Genomic DNA, 16,407 nt, shown 5'->3' with positions numbered 1-16,407 from the left:
GATCAGCGCCAGAACCCAGCCAGTTGGCTTCGTCGGCGACACGGCTGTCAGAGCCGCTTGGCCGCGAAGGTGTCGCAGGCGCTGATCTGGCCGCTGTCATAGCCCTTGGTGAACCACCCCGCACGCTGCGCACTGGTGCCATGGGTAAAGGTATGTGGCTGCGGCACCCGCCCGGCATTGCGTTGCAGGGTGTCGTCGCCGATCTGGCGGGCGGCATTCAGCGCCTCTTCGATATCGCCGGGTTCCAGCATCCCGTCGACACCCGAAGCCCAGACTCCGGACAGGCAATCGGCCTGCAGTTCCAGACGCACGGTCAGGGCGTTGGCATCGCCTTCACTGGCGCTCTGGCGCGCCTCATGCACCTGGCCGAGAATGCCCAGCTCGTTCTGCACATGATGCGCGACCTCATGCGCCACCACATAGGCGGCGGCGAAATCGCCTTTTGCGCCCAGACGTTGGGCCAGGGTGGCAAAGAACGCCGTGTCGAGATAGGCGCGTTTGTCCGCCGGACAATAGAATGGCCCGGTGGCGCCCGAGGCGTCGCCGCAAGGGCTCTGCGTGACCCCGGAATAGAGCACCAGCACCGGCGGAGCATAGCGGATCCCGGCCTGATCCGGCAGCACCTGCCCCCAGAGTGTTTCGGTGGTCGCCAGCACCCGCAGGGTGAAATCGGCGGCGCGCTCCTCTTCCGGGGTCAATTCGACCTCGACCTGGGCGCCGGCGGTGCCGCCGCTGTCGGTCAGGAACGGGGTGACATCGACCCCGGTGAAATAGCCGATGGCCAGCACCAGCAGCACGCCGCCAACGCCCAGCCCACCGATCCCGGCGCCGCCGCCACGCATCTTGCGGCGATCTTCGACATTCTTGCTGCGGCGCACACCCTTAAGGCGCATGACCCCATCCTTTGTGAAACTGGTGGTTCAGCCGGTCCGGCCCGGCAACCCGCCTTTGCCGCGCGGCGCCCGGATCTGCCCCAGCACAGCCAGCGGCCCGGCCAGAAGCGTCGCGGCCAGCTTGTTGTCGCGCAGCTGCGCCTTGAATTTTTCGATCTGCATCACATCGTTTATGCGCCGGTCGAGAAACTCCCAGGTGGCCTGATGGCCCGGGCTGTCATCGCCCAGCCAATAGAGCAGGACCGAGCCATAAACGCCGCTGAGGCTGGCGCGTTTCGTATACCAGTTCACATCATCCGAACTATCGCCCAGCGCCGTCCAGATCGTGTCGACGGTGCCCCAGACCGCGCGGGCGCCGTCACCGGCATGCTGCGGCATCGCAAACAATGTCATGCCACGGCGCACCAATTCCTTGTCCTCGACCGCCTCAAGCCGCAGCCGCACCGCCAGCGCGACCCGGTCGCGGAACCGCAGATCGGCAAGGTCGCGTTCAGCCAACCGCGCCAGCATCACCGCATCGCCACGGGCATGAAAGGCCAACGCCAGGTCGACCGCGCCGCGCGGAAACAGCGCCCGGGCCAGGCCGGGATCGACACCGGCATCTGCTGCCGCCGCCTGAAAGGTGGCGTCGCACCAGCCGTCAAACGGCACATGCGACAACGCGGCGTCGAGCAGCGCCTCGGCTGCGGGTTTGGCGGGGGTCGATTGATCACTCATCGCGGCCTCATATCTCGGTCCGATCTGCTGGACAATTATTTCAGGCGCTGCTATAGCGCCACCTCCTGCAGACTATTGCAACTCTAACCTAGGAAGGTGGTGACAACCACATGCAGGTCTCTGTTCGCGACAACAATGTCGATCAGGCGCTCCGCGCTCTGAAGAAAAAGCTCCAGCGCGAAGGCGTGTTTCGGGAAATGAAGCTCAAGCAACATTTCGAGAAACCCTCCGAGAAAAAAGCGCGCGAGAAAGCCGAAGCGATTCGCCGTGCCCGCAAGCTGGCGCGCAAAAAGGCGCAACGCGAAGGCATGCTCTGAGGGCTTCCTTAGGACAGACTTCAAGTTTTGATGACCCCCGGGGCGATGGCCCCGGGGGTTTTCGTTTCAGCGGCCCCCCGATCGCACGCCGCGAAAGTCTCATCTGATATCGTTTTTGCCCATATCAATTCCTGGGCGAGGCTCTGCCGGTGGCCCCGATCCGATCTGCCTCTGTGTCCCGGCTTCGGCCAATCGAGACGAAGAGATCTGGCCGAACGGCGGACGTTTCGAGGGCGACCACATCAGAGGTTCGGCAATGGGCCACGTTTCTGCCAGGGCACCGATCTGGCGCGCCGGGCGGTGACCGACATCATGCGGCTGCGGCTGTTCGCCCGGTTCCCGAATACGGAACTGGCCGAGGCCGCTGATGTGGTCTGGAACGGCTTTGCCTTTCGCGGGCCGATCAACCTGCTGGTTCGGCTGATCTGGGCAGGCAGGTCAGCGCTTGCGCACGAATTCGGTGCGCAGCACCAGCCCTTTGATGCTGTTGTGGCGGCAATCGATTTCTTCCGGGTTGTCCGTCAGCCGGATCGACTTGATCACGCTGCCCTGTTTCAGGGTCTGATTGGCGCCCTTCACCTTCAGATCCTTGATCAGGGTGACGGAGTCGCCATCTGCCAGCTCGGTCCCAGCGGAGTCGCGCACCACCAGATTGCTTGCCTCTGCCGCAGCCAGTTCCGAGGCCGGGCGCCATTCGCCGGTTGCCTCGTCATAGACATATTCATCATCCTGATCGGCCATTACTGGTGGTCTCCGCTACAATTCTTTCTGTTCTCAAGGCGGTAACCGGTTCGGGCCAGGCATGCAATCCCAACGCCCCGAGAAGACCTCATGCCGGCTTGGGCGGAGGCGGCGCCCAATTGGCCTTCAGCACCGCCAGGGCGGTCAGCAGACCATAACCAAGCATCGCCAGCGCGATGACGGCATAGAGCCAGGACAGCGGCAGGCCCAAGGCCACCACGGCAAGGCCACCGGCCACCACGATCATCAGCCGGGCGCTGGCGGCCAGCACCGGCCAGATCACCTGCCCTGCCCCCTGCGAAGCGAAGTAAAGTGCCAGGCCGAGGCCAAGAAACCCGTAGAACGGCGCCACGGTCCTGAGATAGCCCAAGGCGACCTCATGCACGCCGCCGCTGCTTGTCTCGAGCACCAGCCCCAGCCACAGGTTCGGCGCCAGCGCGGCGGTGATGCCGATCACCGCGACACAGGCGGCAGCCATCCCGGCGGCGGTCCAGGCGATGCGCCGGGCCCGGGCGATGTTTCCGGCGCCGATATTGGTTCCGACCATTGCCGTTGCGGCCGAACCAAAGCCAAAGCTGACCGGGATCATCAGGAACTCCAGCCGCGCGCCCAGCCCGTAACCGGCCAGCGCCTCGGCCCCGTACCGGGCGACAAAGGCGGTGACCACCAGGGTGGTGAGGATGGTTTGCACCGGCGATAGGGCGGCGACCAGCGCCACCTTGAGGATCGGCGCAAAGAACGCCCGCGCCGGGCGCAGATTGACGAACACCGAAAAACCCAGCCCACCCCGGGCGAAATAGATCATGATCGCCAATGCGGTGACGCCATGACCGGTCAAGAAGCCCAGCGCCAGCCCTGGCACGCCCAGCGCCGGAAACGGGCCCCAGCCCAGGGCAAAGGCGCCGGAAAAACTGGCCGAGAGGATCGAGATCATCACCAGGCTGAACGCCGGCAGCAGCATATTGCCGGTGCCGCGGATCACTGACGAGGCGATTTGCGACAGCCAGACCAGCGCCGCGCCGGGAAAATAGACCGCGCCCCAGGCCAGCGCCAGGCTCAGCATCGCGCCGCGCCCGCCGAGCAAACGAAAGATCGCCTCGCCCGCGCTCAGAAACAGCACCGCCAGCGTCGCACCGGCCAGCACCGCAATCATCAACGCGTGCAAGGCGATGCGCCCGGCCCGCACCTCATCACCGGCGCCAAGGGCGCGGGCGACGGCGGCCGAGGTGGCACCGCCAAAAGCCCCCCCGGCCAGGGTCTGGGTCAGCATCACGAAGGGAAACACCAGCGCCACGGTCGCCAGCGCCTCAAGCCCCAGCTGCGCCGCCCAGGTCGCCTCGGCAACGCTGATCAGCACCGTCGCAATCATGCCAATCACATTCGGCGCTGCCATCCGCGCGACGGTGGCGGTGACCGGCCCGTGCAGCATCGCCTCAGCCCTCTGCCGGCGCTTGGCACCCTTCGTCTCAGCTGTCATGTCCGCGCCCCTTGTCCCGTTTTCACCCAAGTTAGTTCCGTTTCGGAACTCATGGCAAGGAAATTCCTTTTCGGAACTCACTCGAGGCGCTACCATGGGCCATGCGTTGGAGTGATCTGGAAAACGAACCCTGCCCGGTGGCCCGCGGATTATCCGTGGTTGGCGACCGCTGGACGCTGCTGGTGCTGCGCGATTGCTTTCGCGGGCTGCGCCGCTTTGACGATATCCACGCCAGCCTGAAAATCACCCGGCATGTGCTGGCCGACCGGTTGAAGCGACTGGAAAGCACCGGGGTGCTGGAGCGCCAGCAATACAGTACCGCGCCGCCACGCTTTGAATACCGGCTGACCGAAAAGGGCCGCGCGCTCTATCCGGTGATGGTGTCGCTGATCCAATGGGCCGAAACCTATCAGCCGCATGACGGCACCCCGCCCTATCGGTTCCACGACCGCGAAACCAATGCGCTGCTTGACCCGGTGCTGGTTGATCGCGGCTCACAGGTTCCCATCGACTCACGCCATGTCCGCGCCGCACGGGCGCAGGGCGCTGACAAGCCGCTCTGATCCAGGGTTTGATCCCGGCGCGAGGCAAACGACGCTCATAGCGTGCGGGCCTGCATCGCCAATGATGCGGCCCGGGCCTCGGCCATCAGCGTATCGACAATCTCGGAGGCGCTTTGCACCTTGTCGGCATGGGCGATGGCGGCGGAACAGGACATCAGCCCCTTGTCCATATCGCCGGCCTTATAGGCGTTTTCCCGGGCGTAATTGCCCATCAGAACCTCACCGAAATCATCGCGGCTGGCCTTGCCTGCCAGATCGGCTTCCTTTTGCGCCACCCATTCCGAAGTCTTGTTGCGCAGCACCCGCCAGGTATCTTTCAGCGAATGCAGCACGGCCAAGGAATCATCCATCCCGGCCTCGGCCATCCGCGTCTTGTAATTGTCATGCACCTCGATTTCCGACGAGGTGAGAAACCGGGTGGCGATCAACGCCGCATCGGCCCCCTGGGCCAAAGCCCCGCAAAGCTGCCGCCCGGTGCCGAGCCCGCCACCCAGGGCCACCGGGATATCGACCTGCGGCAACAGGTTGGAAAGCAGGATATGACCGGGATGCGGGTTGATCCCGGGGTGCCCCCCGGCCTCCATGCCGACGACGATCAGCGCATCGACACCATCTTCCGCCGCTTTCAGCGCATGACGGACCTGGGTCGATTTGTGGATCACCACCCCACCGGCATCGTGAATCCTCGGGATCATCTCGCCGGGGTGATTGCCGGCGGTTTCAAATCGGGTGACGCCCGCAGCCCGGGCGATTTCGAAACAGGCGTCATTGACCTCGTTGCTGTGAAACCGCGAGATCGAGAAATTGACCCCGACCGGGTGACCATCGGCCAGGTCGATGCATTCCGCCAATGCCTCGCCAAATGCTTCGGGCGAGGCAAAGCTCTTCGGGGTCATGAAGGCCATGGCCCCGGACCGCGCGCAGGCGGCGACGAATTTGGCGCGGGAATGGCCCATCATGCCACCGACGAACAGCGGATGCGGCATCCCGAACATCTCGGTCAGGCGGGTGCGAAAGACTGGCGGGTGCATGTTATTCACCTTTGAACACGGGTTTACGTTTTTCCAGGAAGGCGGCCATGCCCTCCTTGCGGTCTTCGCTGTCCATGATCATCGCGGCGCCGAGGCGTTCGTATTCCAGCCCCTCTTCCAGCCCGACCTGCAGCCCCTTGTTGATCGTCTGCTTGATGAAGGCGACCGACAGCGGCGGCTGCGCGGCGATGTCGTCGGCCAATGCACGGGCATTGCTCATCAGATCGGCCATCGGCACCACGCGGTTGACGATGCCATAGGCCAGCGCCTCATCCGCGGTGATGTGGCGGCCGGTGAACATCAGTTCCTTGGCCAGCGGCGCACCGATCAGGCGCGGCATCCGCTGGGTGCCGCCAGCGGCAGGCAGAACCCCCAGCTTGACCTCGGGCAGGCCCATCTTGGCATGGTCGGCGGCAATGCGGATATCGGCGCAGAGCGCGATTTCCATACCGCCACCCAGGGCAACACCGTTGATTGCGGCGATGACGGGCCGTTCAAAATCCTCGATCAGCCGGGTCAGGTCATGGGTGAATTTCTGTTTGGCGTAATATTCGGCGCGTGGCGGCCGATTGCCGGCGCGCTCCTTGATATCGGCGCCCGCACAGAACGCCCGTTCGCCCGCTCCGGTGATGATCACGCACCGCACATTGCGATCGTTCAGCATCTGGTTCTGGAACGCGTCGTAAAGGTCTGGCTTCATCGTGCCGCCCAGGGTGTTCATCCGGTCGGGACGGTTCAGGGTGATGGTGACGACGCCATTGTCGGCCTTGTCATAGATCAGGGTTTCATATTCTGGCATCGATTCAATCCCTCTGGAAAACATGCGCGATCGAAATGGTGCCAAGCCCGATCATATGGGCCATGCCGGTCTTTGCGTCCGGCTGCTGGCGGTCGCCATTGTCGTGGCGCAGCTGTTTGACGATCTCGTGGATCTGGCCGATCCCGGTCGGGCCGAGCGGATGGCCCTGGGCGATCAGCCCGCCGCTGGAGTTGACACTGCATTTTCCGCCGATGGCACTGCCGCCATCGCGCAGGAACAGCTGCCCCTCGCCCTTGGGCGCCAGGCCAAAGGTTTCGGTGTAAAGAATTTCCTCAATCGCAAAGGCATCGTGCAATTCGACGCAATCGAGGTCACCCGAGGTGATCCCGGCCTCGGCATAGGCCTGCTCCGCCACAGTTTGCGCCACGGTGACCGAGGGCAATTCGCGGCCCACCTGTGGTTTCTCCGACAGCAGAACCGAGCTCAGAATGCGGATCGGTTTGGCGCCGGAAATGCCAAGCCGCTTGATCCCCGCCTCGGAACAGATGATCGCCGCCGCGCCGCCCTCGCCGCGCGGGGTGCACATCAGCGAGGTGGTGGTGCCCGCAACCAGCGTTGATTTCAGGATATCCTCGACACTGCGCGGCTTCTGGAACTGGGCGAACGGATTGGTGGCGCCGTTGGTGTGGTTCTTGGACGCGACCAGTGCCAGATCCTCCTGGCTGAGGCCCTTCGCCTTTTTCAGATGCTCGGCCATGATCGCATAGCGGATCAGCGGGATGTTGGCCGTGTCAGAGAGCTTGCTCACCCCTTCCTTGTTCACCGCGCGCAGCTGATCGCCGTATTTGTCGACGCCAACGGCAATGGCGCAATCCTTGAGCCCTGCGGCGACCTCGAAACAGGCCAGCTGGAACGCTGAGGAACCGGAGGCCGAGGCGTTTTCGACTTGCGTCACGCCCAGGCCGGTGCTGCCCAGATGGTTGAACATGATCCGCCCGGCGGCCAGTCCGATGCCGGTGCAGCCGACATAGGCGCTTTCGACGGCAGGAAAGTCGATCCCGGCATCGGCCAGCGCCCGGCGCACCGCGGTCAGCCCGAGGGTGATATAGGGGGTGTCGCTGGCGAACTGGTAGCGGTGCATACCGACGCCGACGACGTAGACGGGGCGCAGATCCTTGAGCGTTGCGGTCATTTTCACGCCTCCTTGGCCGGGGCAAAGCGGCAGGCGATCACAACATCCTCGCCGCGTTTGGTTTCGACCGGGATCGCCTGAAGCATCATCTCATCGCGATACTGATCCTCAGCGCCATGCAGCATGACCTCCTGGATCGACCCGTTGGCGAGACGCGCCTCACCGACCACACAGGGCGGCACGATGCCGGGGGCGAGTTTCTGATGGATGGTGATGAAGGTCAGCAATTGGGCGCGGCCCGGCATCACCTCTTCGCTCATCCGGTCCGGTTCGGCGCCACAGGCAGTGCAGCCATAGGGGCCGAACGGGAAGTTCAGATCGCCGCAGGCACCGCAGCGCCCGCCGCGCAGGTCCAGCAGGCCGCCGTCCGACGACAGGCTAAAGAGGTCGGGTTTTTCCAATTCCATCGTACTTTCCTTCCTTAGCGCCCTGTCTCAGCGCCTTTCACTTACCGGATAGTAAAATTGATCCCCCATATCCACAATCGAATTTCTTGCTCTTGCCATGGCGAAATGGCAATCTGCTGTCCGAACAGTAAAAATTTTGTCAGGGAGGCAAACATGGATCTGGGTCTCACCGGCCGCGTCGCGGCTGTGACCGGCGGCGGTGGCGCCATCGGACGCACCACCGCAAAGCTGCTGGCCGCTGAAGGTGCCGCAGTGGCGCTTTTGGACCTCAACCTCGATGCGGCGGCGGATGCCAAGGCCTGGATCGAAGGCGAAGTGCCGGGGGCCGCGGTCGCCATCATCACCTGCGACGTGACCAACAAGGCCAGCGTTGCCGCCGCCTTTGATGCGGTCACCGCTGAGCTTGGCCCGGTCGACGTGCTGATCAACAACGCCGGGTTCAGCCGCGACAAATACATGGTGAAGATGGCCGAGGACGATTGGGACGATGTCCATGACACCGTGCTCAAAGGCACGTTCCATTGCTGCCGCGCGGTGCTGCCGGGGATGATGGGGCGCGGCTGGGGCCGGATCGTCAACACCTCGTCGATGGCCTATCTCGGCAACAAGGGGCAGACCAATTATTCCTCGGCCAAGGCCGGGCTGATCGGGCTGACCAATGCGCTGGCGCGCGAGGCGGGCGGGTTCAACATCACCGTCAATGCGGTGGCGCCGGGACTGATCGCGACGCCGCGCCTGCGGGCGCGCCCGGATTTCGCCAAGCTGGAACAGCGCAGTCTGGCGCTGACCCCGCTGCCGCGCCTTGGCAACGAGGTCGATGTTGCCAAGACGATCCTCTATTTCTGTTCCGGGCTGGCCGATTTCATCACCGCGCAGACGATCCATGTCAGCGGTGGCCGCTAAGCCATCGCCAAGAACAGAAGACCGGTCAATGGTGGCCGCTGAGGCCGCGCCGCCATCGGCGGTGGCAAAGACCGCACAGGCGGGGGGCACCAGCGCGATCTGGCGCTGGCTGCTGGCTGGTGATGTCGTCGGCGCCAGCTTCGTCATAGATGCGCTGCCATCATGCCCGGACCACCACCACGGCGTCCAGCGCCTGCGCGCCTTCACCCGCGGCGCCGACCCAGACCGGGTTGATGTCCAGCTCTTCGATCCGACCGGCATTCGCCGCCACGTAATCGGACACTTTTGCCACCAGCAGGGCGAGCGCATCCAGATCACGCGGCGGCTGACCGCGATAACCGGTGAGAAGCTTCGCGGATTTCAACTTGGCGATCATCGCCTTGGCCTGCGTCTGGGACACCGGCAGCATGGCGCGGGTCACGTCCTGGAACATCTCGACATAGATACCGCCCAGACCAAACGTCATCACATGGCCGAACACCGGATCACGGGCGACGCCGACAAAGGCCTCAACTCCGCCCGCCGGCGCCATCGGCTCCAGCAATATACCGTCCAAGGTGGCGCCGGGCGCGGCTTTGGCCGCATTCGACATGATGGTGTCAAATGCAGCGCCCGCGTTGTCGGGTGCGACGTTCAGCATCACGCCGCCAACATCGGATTTGTGGGTGATCTGGGCGCTGACGATCTTCATCGCCAGCGGGCGGCCCATCTGGGCAGCGATCGTGGCCGCCTCGGCCTTGGTCGCGGCAACCTCGGGCGCGGTGACGGGCACGTCGGCGGCGGCGAGTTCCGCCTTGCCCTCGGCCTCGGTCAGGCTGCGGGTCTGGGCCGCCTCACCCGCCACGCCGGTTTCGACGATCAGCGGCTGCCAGCCCTTGTCGCGGGTCGACAGATACTGGCCGTAGTCGATCCAGCGCCGGACCGCCTTGCCCATGTTGCGCAGGCTGCGGAATGGGACCAAGCCAGAGCGCGCCAGTTCGAAATAGCCGGCACCGGTCTTTTCCGAGAACCAGATCGGCACGATCGGGGTGTCGGTCGTATCCTGCGCTTTCTTGAAGTTCTTGGCGTTGTTTTCCGTATAGATCCCGTAATCCATCGGGATTGGCGCCAGCACCAGATCGGTGTTGGCGTCACTGGCGCAGACAACCAGGCTGGCAAGCAGCGCCTGTGGATGGCTGATCGAGATCGAGGTGGTGTCGATCGGATTAGAGATATTGGCAAAGCTTGGCAGGGTCTCGGCCAGTTTCGCCGTGGTCTCAGGGGTGAATTCCGACAGGGTCAGCCCGGCGGTGCCGACATTATCCGCGCAGAGCGATGCCGCGCCGCCGGAGGAGGCAAACACCGCGACCTTTTCATTGCCGGTCGGCTGTTTGCGGGTGAACAGCATGGCGACATCCATCGCCTCGTCCAGATCATCAACCTCGATGACCCCGAGCTGCTGAAACACCGTCGAGTTGACCTCGGCCGAACCGGTGATTGAGGCGGTGTGCGATTGCGCGGCCTTGGCGCCATATTCGGACCGGCCCACCTTCAACCCGATGATCGGTTTGCCCATCTCGGCGGCCTTGGCGGCGGCGGCGGCGAAACGCGGGCCGTCCTTGAACCCCTCGACCAGGATCGCAATCGCCTTGCATTCGGGGTCGAGCGCGAAGTGATACACGAAATCAGCAACTTGCAGGTCGCATTCATTGCCCGAAGACGACCAGGCCGAAAACCCAAGCCCACGGTAATTGTGCTGCATCATGTTGCGGCCCAAGCCACCGCCTTGGGTCGCCAGCGCGATGGAGCCTGGGGTGATGTCGCCCTTGTAGGCGGGGCTGAACGACATGCCCAAGGGCACGTTCAGATTCACCAGACCGGGGCAGTTCGGCCCGTAAATACGGATGCCGGTGCGTTTGGAGATCTCGACCAGCTTGGCCTCTTCCGCGATACCCCACGCGTCGGCCTCGGAAAAGCCGCTGGTCAGAATGACGGCAAAGCCGCAACCCTTGACGCCCGCCTGTTCAAGCGCCTCGCGCACAAATTGCGCGGGCACCACGATGACCACCACATCGACGGCTTCGGGCAGCGAGGCGATATCGGGATAGGCCTTCAGCCCCATCACCTCACGCTGTTTCGGGTTCACCGGGTAAAGCGTGCCTTCGAACTTCGAATATTCGACGATGTTCTTGAAGGTGTGGTTGCCGATGGAATGTTCCTTGCCCGAGGCACCGACCACGGCGATGCTTTTCGGATTGAACAGCGGAGTCAGATCTTGGAACTGGTAAGGTTCAAAATGATCAGTCATTTGATTTTTCCTCAGGTGATTGCATTCAGGCCGAGGATCTCGCGGCCAGCAATCAGCGTTTGCACCTCGACAGTGCCTTCGGGGATCATGCCCCCTTTGGTGTCACGGAAGATCCGCTCGATCGGATAGCCGACGGCATAGCCCAGCCCGCCATGCACCTGCAGCGCCATATCGGCGACCTCAAAGGCGGCCTTGGTGGCATAGAGCTTGGCAATCGAGCAATCCTCGCGCGCCTCTTCGCCCCGGTCCAGCGCCTGGGCGGCGGTGTAGGACAGCGCCCGCGCCGCCTTCACCCGGATCGTCATGTCGACAATGTATTTCTGCACCAGCTGGTGTTCGCCAATCAACTTGCCGAACTGGCTGCGGGTCTTGGCGTATTCAATCGACAGATCGAGCGCCGATTGCGCGGCCCCGACCGCCCCCATGGCGATGTTGACCCGCGCGGTGTTCAGCCCGGCCAGGGTGCCGGACAGCGCCTTGCCCTCGGGGCCCAACCGGTTTTCGACCGGCACTTTCACATTGTCGAATTCCAGCTCCGAGGTGCCGGTCGGGCGCAGCACCAGCTTTTCAACCCGCTTGGCCGAATAGCCCGGCATGCCCTTTTCGACGATAAATGTGGACAGTTCGCCATCGCATTCGTCGGAATAGGTGCGCGCGACGACCTGGCAAATGTCGGCATTGATGCCGTTGGTGATCCACAGCTTGCGTCCGGTGATGACATAGTGATCACCCTTCTTAACCGCCCGGCATTCGATGCCGCGCACGTCAGAGCCGACATTCGGCTCGCTGAGGCCGGTGCAGCTTTTCAGCTTGTTTTGCAGCATTGGCTTCAGAAACCGCTCTTTCTGATCGGGCGTGCCGAAACGGCTGAGTTTCTGGATCGTGCCATTGGTGATGTTGACGATCGTGCGCAGGCTGCCCCAGCAATATCCGGCGCTTTCCATCAACATGCCCCAGGTGGTGTAGGGCAGGTCGAAACCGCCATCCGCCTCGGGGATCTTGCCACCGAGATAGCCAAAGTTTTTCAGCTCATCGAGGATTTCGAAGGGAAAGGTGCAGTCCTTTTCATGCTTGTTGATGATCGGGGTGACGTTTTCCGCCAGCCACCGGTCAACCTGCTCTTTCAGGATTTTTTGTTCGGGATCGAGATAAGCAGACATCAGAGCAGGGCCTCATAAAGTTGGGAGATTTGTTTGGAATTCATGTCGCGGCTGGTGCGAGGCGTTGCTTGTGTCCGCAGCGCCATGTCCGTCGAGCGGGGAAGGTTATCGCCCGAGAGCCCGCAACTGGCGATGCGGCCGGGGCATCCGCTCTGCGAGCGCATTGCGACGTCAAATCAATCGGCGCGCGAAGAATGTGGAGTCCATCCACCCCATTCTGCCCGATGCAGACCCCGCCGAGACAGCTTGACAGCCTCACACCGGTGCGCGCCTCAAGGTCGCTGCCATCGGTGACGGCACGTTCCAGGTCTTCAATGGCATTGCGCATCGAGGCGAGGGCGAGTTCATTGGCCACCGGTTTCACCTGGTTGTTGGCATAGGCGTCGATGGCATAGCAAAACGCTCGAACCCGGTCGAGGCGGTCAGGCCTGCAAGCAGAGACGTGTCAAGTCCGTGCCCATCGACACGGTCGTCGGAATCGCATCGAACGGCGGCGCCCGCACATCGGCACCCACACATCGTTCTGGAAACGGGCAAAGGCATCCTTGCCGGTCAGACTTTAGGCCATCGCACCCTTGGCGGTGTCGTTGGACAACCCGCCAGCCAGCGCGATCAGCGCGTCACAATTGCCAGAGGCCCAGGAATCCCGGGCCTCTGGCAGTTTCTTGGTCGTCGGGTTGAGATCGACGCGATCACAGACATCACGCCCACCCTCTGCCTTGTCCAAGGCCGCCTCGATCCGCGTCAACACCCTGACCTTAGCCAGGCCTGTTGAGGGTGATCGGATGCGAAAGAGGCGTGCCTTGGCATTTCCTAATTATAGAACAGGTTTGGCAGATAAAGGGCGATGCCCGGGAACAGGATGATCAACAGCACCCCGATCAAGGTGACCAAGACGTAGGGGAGCACCGAGGCATAGATGTCGCCCATGGTAACCCCCGCAGGTGAAACCCCCTTGAGGTAAAACAGGTTGAAGCCGAAGGGCGGGGTCATATACCCCACCTCCATCATGATGATGAACAGGATACCGAACCAGACCGGATCGAACCCTGCCGCCTTCACCACCGGCAGGAACACCGGCAGGGTGATCAGCATGATGCCGACCGGATCCAACACCATCCCAAACAAGAACAGCACCGCCAGCATGAAGGTCAGCGAGCCCCATTTTCCGCCCGGGATATAGGCCATCAGGTCCTGGATCAGGCTTTGTGCGCCAAGCGCCGTATAGGCGGTCGAAAACGCATGTGCTGCGAACAGGATCCACATGATCAGCGCCGCCAGTTTCAGTGTCGCGATCGAGGCCTCGTGGATCACCTTCCAGTTCAGCTGCCGGTTCACCGTGGTGGCGAACATGGCGCCAAAGACGCCGATCGCCGCCGCCTCGGTCGGGGTGGCAAAGCCGCCAAAGATCGCGCCCAGGACGATGGTCACGATCATGATCGGCAAGATCACCGCCTTCAGCGAGCGCAGCTTTGGCCCCCAACCGGCGCGTTCCTCTTTCGGCAGAGCCGGGCCCATATTCGGCTGCAACCAGCAGCGCCCGCCGATATAGATCGACACCAGCACGAACAATGTCAGCCCAGGTCCGACACCACCGGCAAAGAGCCGGCCCACCGAGACTTCGGTCAGCATTGCATAGAGCACCATCAGGATCGACGGCGGAATCAGGATGCCCCAGCCGCCGCCGGCATTGATGGCTCCCAAGGCCATCTTCTTGTCATATCCCCGCTCCAGCATCTTGGGCAGGGCAATGGTCCCCATGGTGACCACCGCCGCCCCGGAAATCCCCGACATGGCGGCAAAGATCACACAGATCAGCACGGTGCCGATGGCCAGACCACCGCGCAGCCCGCCGAACCAGACATGCATCATCTCATAGAGATCGTTGGCGACGCCGGATTTCTCCAGCAGGATGGCCATGAAGACGAAGAGAGGTATCGCCATCAATGTCGGATTCGACATTGATTCCCACATCTTGGACGCCAACAGGTAAAACCCGATCGACCCCATCTCGAAATAGAGAAAGACCACCGAGATGCCGCCCAGCACAAAGGCCAGCGGCGTCCCCAGCATCACGAACAGCAGCAGGGCCCCGAAAAACAGCAGGGTTAAAAGTTCGACGCTCATTCCTGGATCTCCCCGGCAGCGGCCATTTCAGCACTGGTTTCCTCGGCGGCAGGCGTGCCGAACACATCTTCGGGAATCGGTTTCCCACGCAGCACCCGGATATCGGACCAGAGCCGCACAAAGCCCTGCAACAGCAACAGGGTCGCCGCGATCGGTATGAAGATCTTGGTTGGCCAGAGATAGGGCTTCCAGATCGAGTTCGATGTTTCCGCATCGGCCAGGGATTCCGACGCCAGATCATAGCCCTGCCACAGAAGAACACAGACAAACATCAGGAACAGCGGGAAGGTCAGGATATCGAGCATCGATTTCCGGCGGCGCGAGAACGCCCCGTAGATGATGTCGACATTGACATGACCGCGCTCGGCCAACAGGTAGCCGCCGCCGATGATCGCATAGACCCCGAAGATCAGGGTGGCGAGCTCCGCCGTCCAGATCGTCGGCTGTCCGACGAGATACCGCATGACCACATCGGCCAGCAGAAATGCAAACAGGACCAGAACGGCGAGCGACACCCACTTCCCGATCCACATGTTGAGGCCGGTTATGGCCCGCGCGAGTTTAAGCATAGGGGGTACCCCTTACCCTTGCGGCGATACACGATTGACGCAGCCTGCTCACCCAGACTGCCCGTATTGTTCGCCGAATTGCTGGTAAACGACGGTGCGGCCGTCAGGGCCGCACCGCCAGAGAGCGTCAGCTTCGCGGATCAGACGTAGCCGAGGTCTTTCATGAGCGAAGTATAGACGCCCGCAGCCCGCGCCGCGATCTCACCCTTCTGACCCTCGGTTTCAAGGATCTTGGTCGAGGCCTCGGCCAGCATTTCCAGCACGTCTTGCGGCAGTTGCACCACTTCGATGCCCTCTTCGGCAATACCCCAGGACAGCGACTGTGCCTCACCCAGCTGATATTCCAAAGACCGCTCGTAGAAGCGAGTCTCACAGGCGGTGTCCAGCACGCCGCGCAGATCGTCCTCAAGCGCTTCGTATTGCTTGACGTTCATGATGTAGCTGTCGGTGGTGAGACCCAGCCCCGGTTTGTAGTGGTATTTACAGACCTCCCACAGCGACATCGACTTGGCACCGGTGGCCGCGCCCCAATGAGCCCCGTCGACCACGCCCGAGCTGAGCGCCTGGTACAGCTCCGAACCCGGGATGTATTGCGGTGCCGCGCCTGCGGCCTTGAGATAGTCAAGCATGCTGCCCGAGGACCGGATTTTGACGCCCTGAAAGTCGGCCGCGCTGTTGATCTTTTTCGACAGCACGAATTCGGTCGGAAGAACCTTGTCGCTCTTGAGGATGACACCGTCAGGGATCAGCTCTTCGTTGACCAGGTCTTCGAGCCCGCCAAGCTTGACGGCGTATTGCATTTCCCAGCTTTCGCGCAATGCGCCGGGGATGCCGTAGACAAAGGAAGCGGCCTGGGCCTTGTCCTGAAAATAGGACCCCGAGGCAGTGCCCATCGGAACCACACCCTTGCGAATCAGGTTGTAGATATCCGGGCCCTTGGCGAATTCGCCAGCGCCGAAGAGTTCGAACTGGAACGCGCCTTCGGTTGCCTCGGTGATCTGCTTGGTCATAACAACCAGGCTGCCCTCGAACGACGCCGAGGCTTTCGGCCAATGCGACTGGATACGCCAGGTGACTTTACCAGCGGCAATGCCCTTGCCGACAAGTGCCGGGGCAGCCAAGACGCCCACCGCCGCGCCGCGCAGCATCGAACGACGATTGATGGCTTTCGAAGTGTTGGTCATATCTTCCTTCCTCCCTGAAGACGGTCCGCGCCTGGCGGACTTCTTGAACAATTCAACAATACAATCTTTTTGGGTCACC

17 protein-coding genes and 1 pseudogene are annotated in these 16,407 nt (G+C 62.6%); 3 read left to right on the top strand and 15 right to left on the bottom strand.

The genetic code is table 11. The features are described 5' to 3' along the window. Window positions 1-47: 47 nt before the first annotated feature. Complete coding sequence (locus P1U48_RS06825; protein ID WP_301068190.1) at window positions 48-893, bottom strand: neutral zinc metallopeptidase; 846 nt, start codon at window positions 891-893, stop codon at window positions 48-50. A gap of 27 nt (window positions 894-920) precedes the next feature. Then, complete coding sequence (locus tag P1U48_RS06820; protein WP_301068189.1) at window positions 921-1,610, bottom strand: COQ9 family protein; 690 nt, start codon at window positions 1,608-1,610, stop codon at window positions 921-923. 110 nt (window positions 1,611-1,720) lie between these two features. Here P1U48_RS06820 and rpsU point away from each other — a divergent pair, with 110 nt between their 5' ends. Continuing rightward, window positions 1,721-1,927: a 30S ribosomal protein S21 gene (rpsU, locus tag P1U48_RS06815; RefSeq protein WP_008207378.1), complete on the top strand. Its 207-nt coding sequence runs from the start codon at window positions 1,721-1,723 to the stop codon at window positions 1,925-1,927. 438 nt (window positions 1,928-2,365) lie between these two features. Here the strand turns inward: rpsU and P1U48_RS06810 are convergent, their stop codons facing one another. Both P1U48_RS06810 and P1U48_RS06805 read right to left on the bottom strand, forming a co-directional pair. Beyond that, window positions 2,366-2,668, bottom strand: coding sequence for an alkylphosphonate utilization protein (locus tag P1U48_RS06810; RefSeq protein ID WP_301068188.1), 303 nt, complete (start codon window positions 2,666-2,668; stop codon window positions 2,366-2,368). Between the two features lie 88 nt (window positions 2,669-2,756). Further along, window positions 2,757-4,145 carry an MATE family efflux transporter gene (locus P1U48_RS06805; protein ID WP_301068187.1) on the bottom strand — a complete coding sequence of 463 codons (1,389 nt, stop codon included), beginning with the start codon at window positions 4,143-4,145 and terminating at the stop codon, window positions 2,757-2,759. Between the two features lie 101 nt (window positions 4,146-4,246). Between P1U48_RS06805 and P1U48_RS06800 the strand changes: the two genes are divergently transcribed. After that, on the top strand, window positions 4,247-4,708 hold the full coding sequence (locus P1U48_RS06800; RefSeq protein ID WP_301068186.1) for a helix-turn-helix domain-containing protein: 462 nt from the start codon (window positions 4,247-4,249) through the stop codon (window positions 4,706-4,708). Between the two features lie 35 nt (window positions 4,709-4,743). Here P1U48_RS06800 and P1U48_RS06795 read toward each other — a convergent pair whose 3' ends face one another. The 4 genes from P1U48_RS06795 to P1U48_RS06780 are packed head-to-tail and all read right to left on the bottom strand — an operon-like array spanning window position 4,744 to window position 8,098. Continuing rightward, window positions 4,744-5,739: a nitronate monooxygenase gene (locus tag P1U48_RS06795; protein WP_301068185.1), complete on the bottom strand. Its 996-nt coding sequence runs from the start codon at window positions 5,737-5,739 to the stop codon at window positions 4,744-4,746. A 1-nt stretch (window position 5,740) separates the two neighbouring features. Beyond that, window positions 5,741-6,538 (bottom strand): enoyl-CoA hydratase-related protein, encoded by a 798-nt coding sequence (locus P1U48_RS06790; RefSeq protein WP_301068184.1) that lies wholly within the window; start codon window positions 6,536-6,538, stop codon window positions 5,741-5,743. Between the two features lie 4 nt (window positions 6,539-6,542). Continuing rightward, a complete protein-coding gene (locus P1U48_RS06785) occupies window positions 6,543-7,691 on the bottom strand; it encodes a thiolase family protein (RefSeq protein ID WP_301068183.1) in 1,149 nt (382 codons plus the stop codon). Between the two features lie 2 nt (window positions 7,692-7,693). Beyond that, on the bottom strand, window positions 7,694-8,098 hold the full coding sequence (locus P1U48_RS06780; protein WP_301068182.1) for a hypothetical protein: 405 nt from the start codon (window positions 8,096-8,098) through the stop codon (window positions 7,694-7,696). Window positions 8,099-8,251: 153 nt separating this feature from the next. Here P1U48_RS06780 and P1U48_RS06775 point away from each other — a divergent pair, with 153 nt between their 5' ends. Beyond that, window positions 8,252-9,001 carry an SDR family NAD(P)-dependent oxidoreductase gene (locus P1U48_RS06775; protein ID WP_301068181.1) on the top strand — a complete coding sequence of 250 codons (750 nt, stop codon included), beginning with the start codon at window positions 8,252-8,254 and terminating at the stop codon, window positions 8,999-9,001. 160 nt (window positions 9,002-9,161) lie between these two features. On the opposite strand, the gene P1U48_RS06770 is transcribed toward P1U48_RS06775, so the two are convergent. The 7 genes and pseudogenes from P1U48_RS06770 to dctP form a co-directional block, all read right to left on the bottom strand. Continuing rightward, window positions 9,162-11,288 (bottom strand): acetate--CoA ligase family protein, encoded by a 2,127-nt coding sequence (locus tag P1U48_RS06770; protein ID WP_301068180.1) that lies wholly within the window; start codon window positions 11,286-11,288, stop codon window positions 9,162-9,164. Between the two features lie 11 nt (window positions 11,289-11,299). After that, window positions 11,300-12,448, bottom strand: coding sequence for an acyl-CoA dehydrogenase family protein (locus P1U48_RS06765; RefSeq protein ID WP_301068179.1), 1,149 nt, complete (start codon window positions 12,446-12,448; stop codon window positions 11,300-11,302). 40 nt (window positions 12,449-12,488) lie between these two features. Then, window positions 12,489-12,842 (bottom strand): annotated as a pseudogene (locus P1U48_RS18175) (iron-containing alcohol dehydrogenase); the annotation flags it as partial. Between the two features lie 165 nt (window positions 12,843-13,007). Beyond that, complete coding sequence (locus P1U48_RS06760; protein ID WP_301068301.1) at window positions 13,008-13,214, bottom strand: iron-containing alcohol dehydrogenase; 207 nt, start codon at window positions 13,212-13,214, stop codon at window positions 13,008-13,010. A gap of 47 nt (window positions 13,215-13,261) precedes the next feature. Beyond that, window positions 13,262-14,575, bottom strand: a complete 1,314-nt coding sequence (locus P1U48_RS06755; protein ID WP_301068178.1) for a TRAP transporter large permease subunit — start codon at window positions 14,573-14,575, stop codon at window positions 13,262-13,264. After that, window positions 14,572-15,144: a TRAP transporter small permease subunit gene (locus tag P1U48_RS06750; RefSeq protein ID WP_301068177.1), complete on the bottom strand. Its 573-nt coding sequence runs from the start codon at window positions 15,142-15,144 to the stop codon at window positions 14,572-14,574. The genes P1U48_RS06755 and P1U48_RS06750 overlap by 4 nt, the downstream gene beginning before the upstream one ends. Before the next feature lie 140 nt (window positions 15,145-15,284). Further along, entirely contained in the window at window positions 15,285-16,328 is a 1,044-nt protein-coding gene (gene dctP / locus P1U48_RS06745; RefSeq protein WP_301068176.1) for a TRAP transporter substrate-binding protein DctP, read from the bottom strand. Window positions 16,329-16,407: the final 79 nt, after the last annotated feature.

Source organism: Pseudooceanicola sp., assembly GCF_029213205.1.
Taxonomy (GTDB): domain Bacteria; phylum Pseudomonadota; class Alphaproteobacteria; order Rhodobacterales; family Rhodobacteraceae; genus Pseudooceanicola.
Note: the sequence above shows the minus strand (reverse complement) of the source record. Positions and strands in the feature narration are given on the sequence as shown.

Coding starts and splice junctions, on each gene's coding strand:
- rpsU (WP_008207378.1), top strand. CDS start 1,721: ATGCAGGTCTCTGTTCGCGACAACAATGTCGATCAGGCGCTCCGCGCT.
- P1U48_RS06755 (WP_301068178.1), bottom strand. CDS start 14,575: ATGAGCGTCGAACTTTTAACCCTGCTGTTTTTCGGGGCCCTGCTGCTG.
- P1U48_RS06790 (WP_301068184.1), bottom strand. CDS start 6,538: ATGCCAGAATATGAAACCCTGATCTATGACAAGGCCGACAATGGCGTC.
- P1U48_RS06765 (WP_301068179.1), bottom strand. CDS start 12,448: ATGTCTGCTTATCTCGATCCCGAACAAAAAATCCTGAAAGAGCAGGTT.
- P1U48_RS06820 (WP_301068189.1), bottom strand. CDS start 1,610: ATGAGTGATCAATCGACCCCCGCCAAACCCGCAGCCGAGGCGCTGCTC.
- P1U48_RS06805 (WP_301068187.1), bottom strand. CDS start 4,145: ATGACAGCTGAGACGAAGGGTGCCAAGCGCCGGCAGAGGGCTGAGGCG.
- P1U48_RS06825 (WP_301068190.1), bottom strand. CDS start 893: ATGCGCCTTAAGGGTGTGCGCCGCAGCAAGAATGTCGAAGATCGCCGC.
- P1U48_RS06775 (WP_301068181.1), top strand. CDS start 8,252: ATGGATCTGGGTCTCACCGGCCGCGTCGCGGCTGTGACCGGCGGCGGT.
- P1U48_RS06780 (WP_301068182.1), bottom strand. CDS start 8,098: ATGGAATTGGAAAAACCCGACCTCTTTAGCCTGTCGTCGGACGGCGGC.
- P1U48_RS06750 (WP_301068177.1), bottom strand. CDS start 15,144: ATGCTTAAACTCGCGCGGGCCATAACCGGCCTCAACATGTGGATCGGG.
- P1U48_RS06785 (WP_301068183.1), bottom strand. CDS start 7,691: ATGACCGCAACGCTCAAGGATCTGCGCCCCGTCTACGTCGTCGGCGTC.
- P1U48_RS06810 (WP_301068188.1), bottom strand. CDS start 2,668: ATGGCCGATCAGGATGATGAATATGTCTATGACGAGGCAACCGGCGAA.
- dctP (WP_301068176.1), bottom strand. CDS start 16,328: ATGACCAACACTTCGAAAGCCATCAATCGTCGTTCGATGCTGCGCGGC.
- P1U48_RS06770 (WP_301068180.1), bottom strand. CDS start 11,288: ATGACTGATCATTTTGAACCTTACCAGTTCCAAGATCTGACTCCGCTG.
- P1U48_RS06800 (WP_301068186.1), top strand. CDS start 4,247: ATGCGTTGGAGTGATCTGGAAAACGAACCCTGCCCGGTGGCCCGCGGA.
- P1U48_RS06795 (WP_301068185.1), bottom strand. CDS start 5,739: ATGCACCCGCCAGTCTTTCGCACCCGCCTGACCGAGATGTTCGGGATG.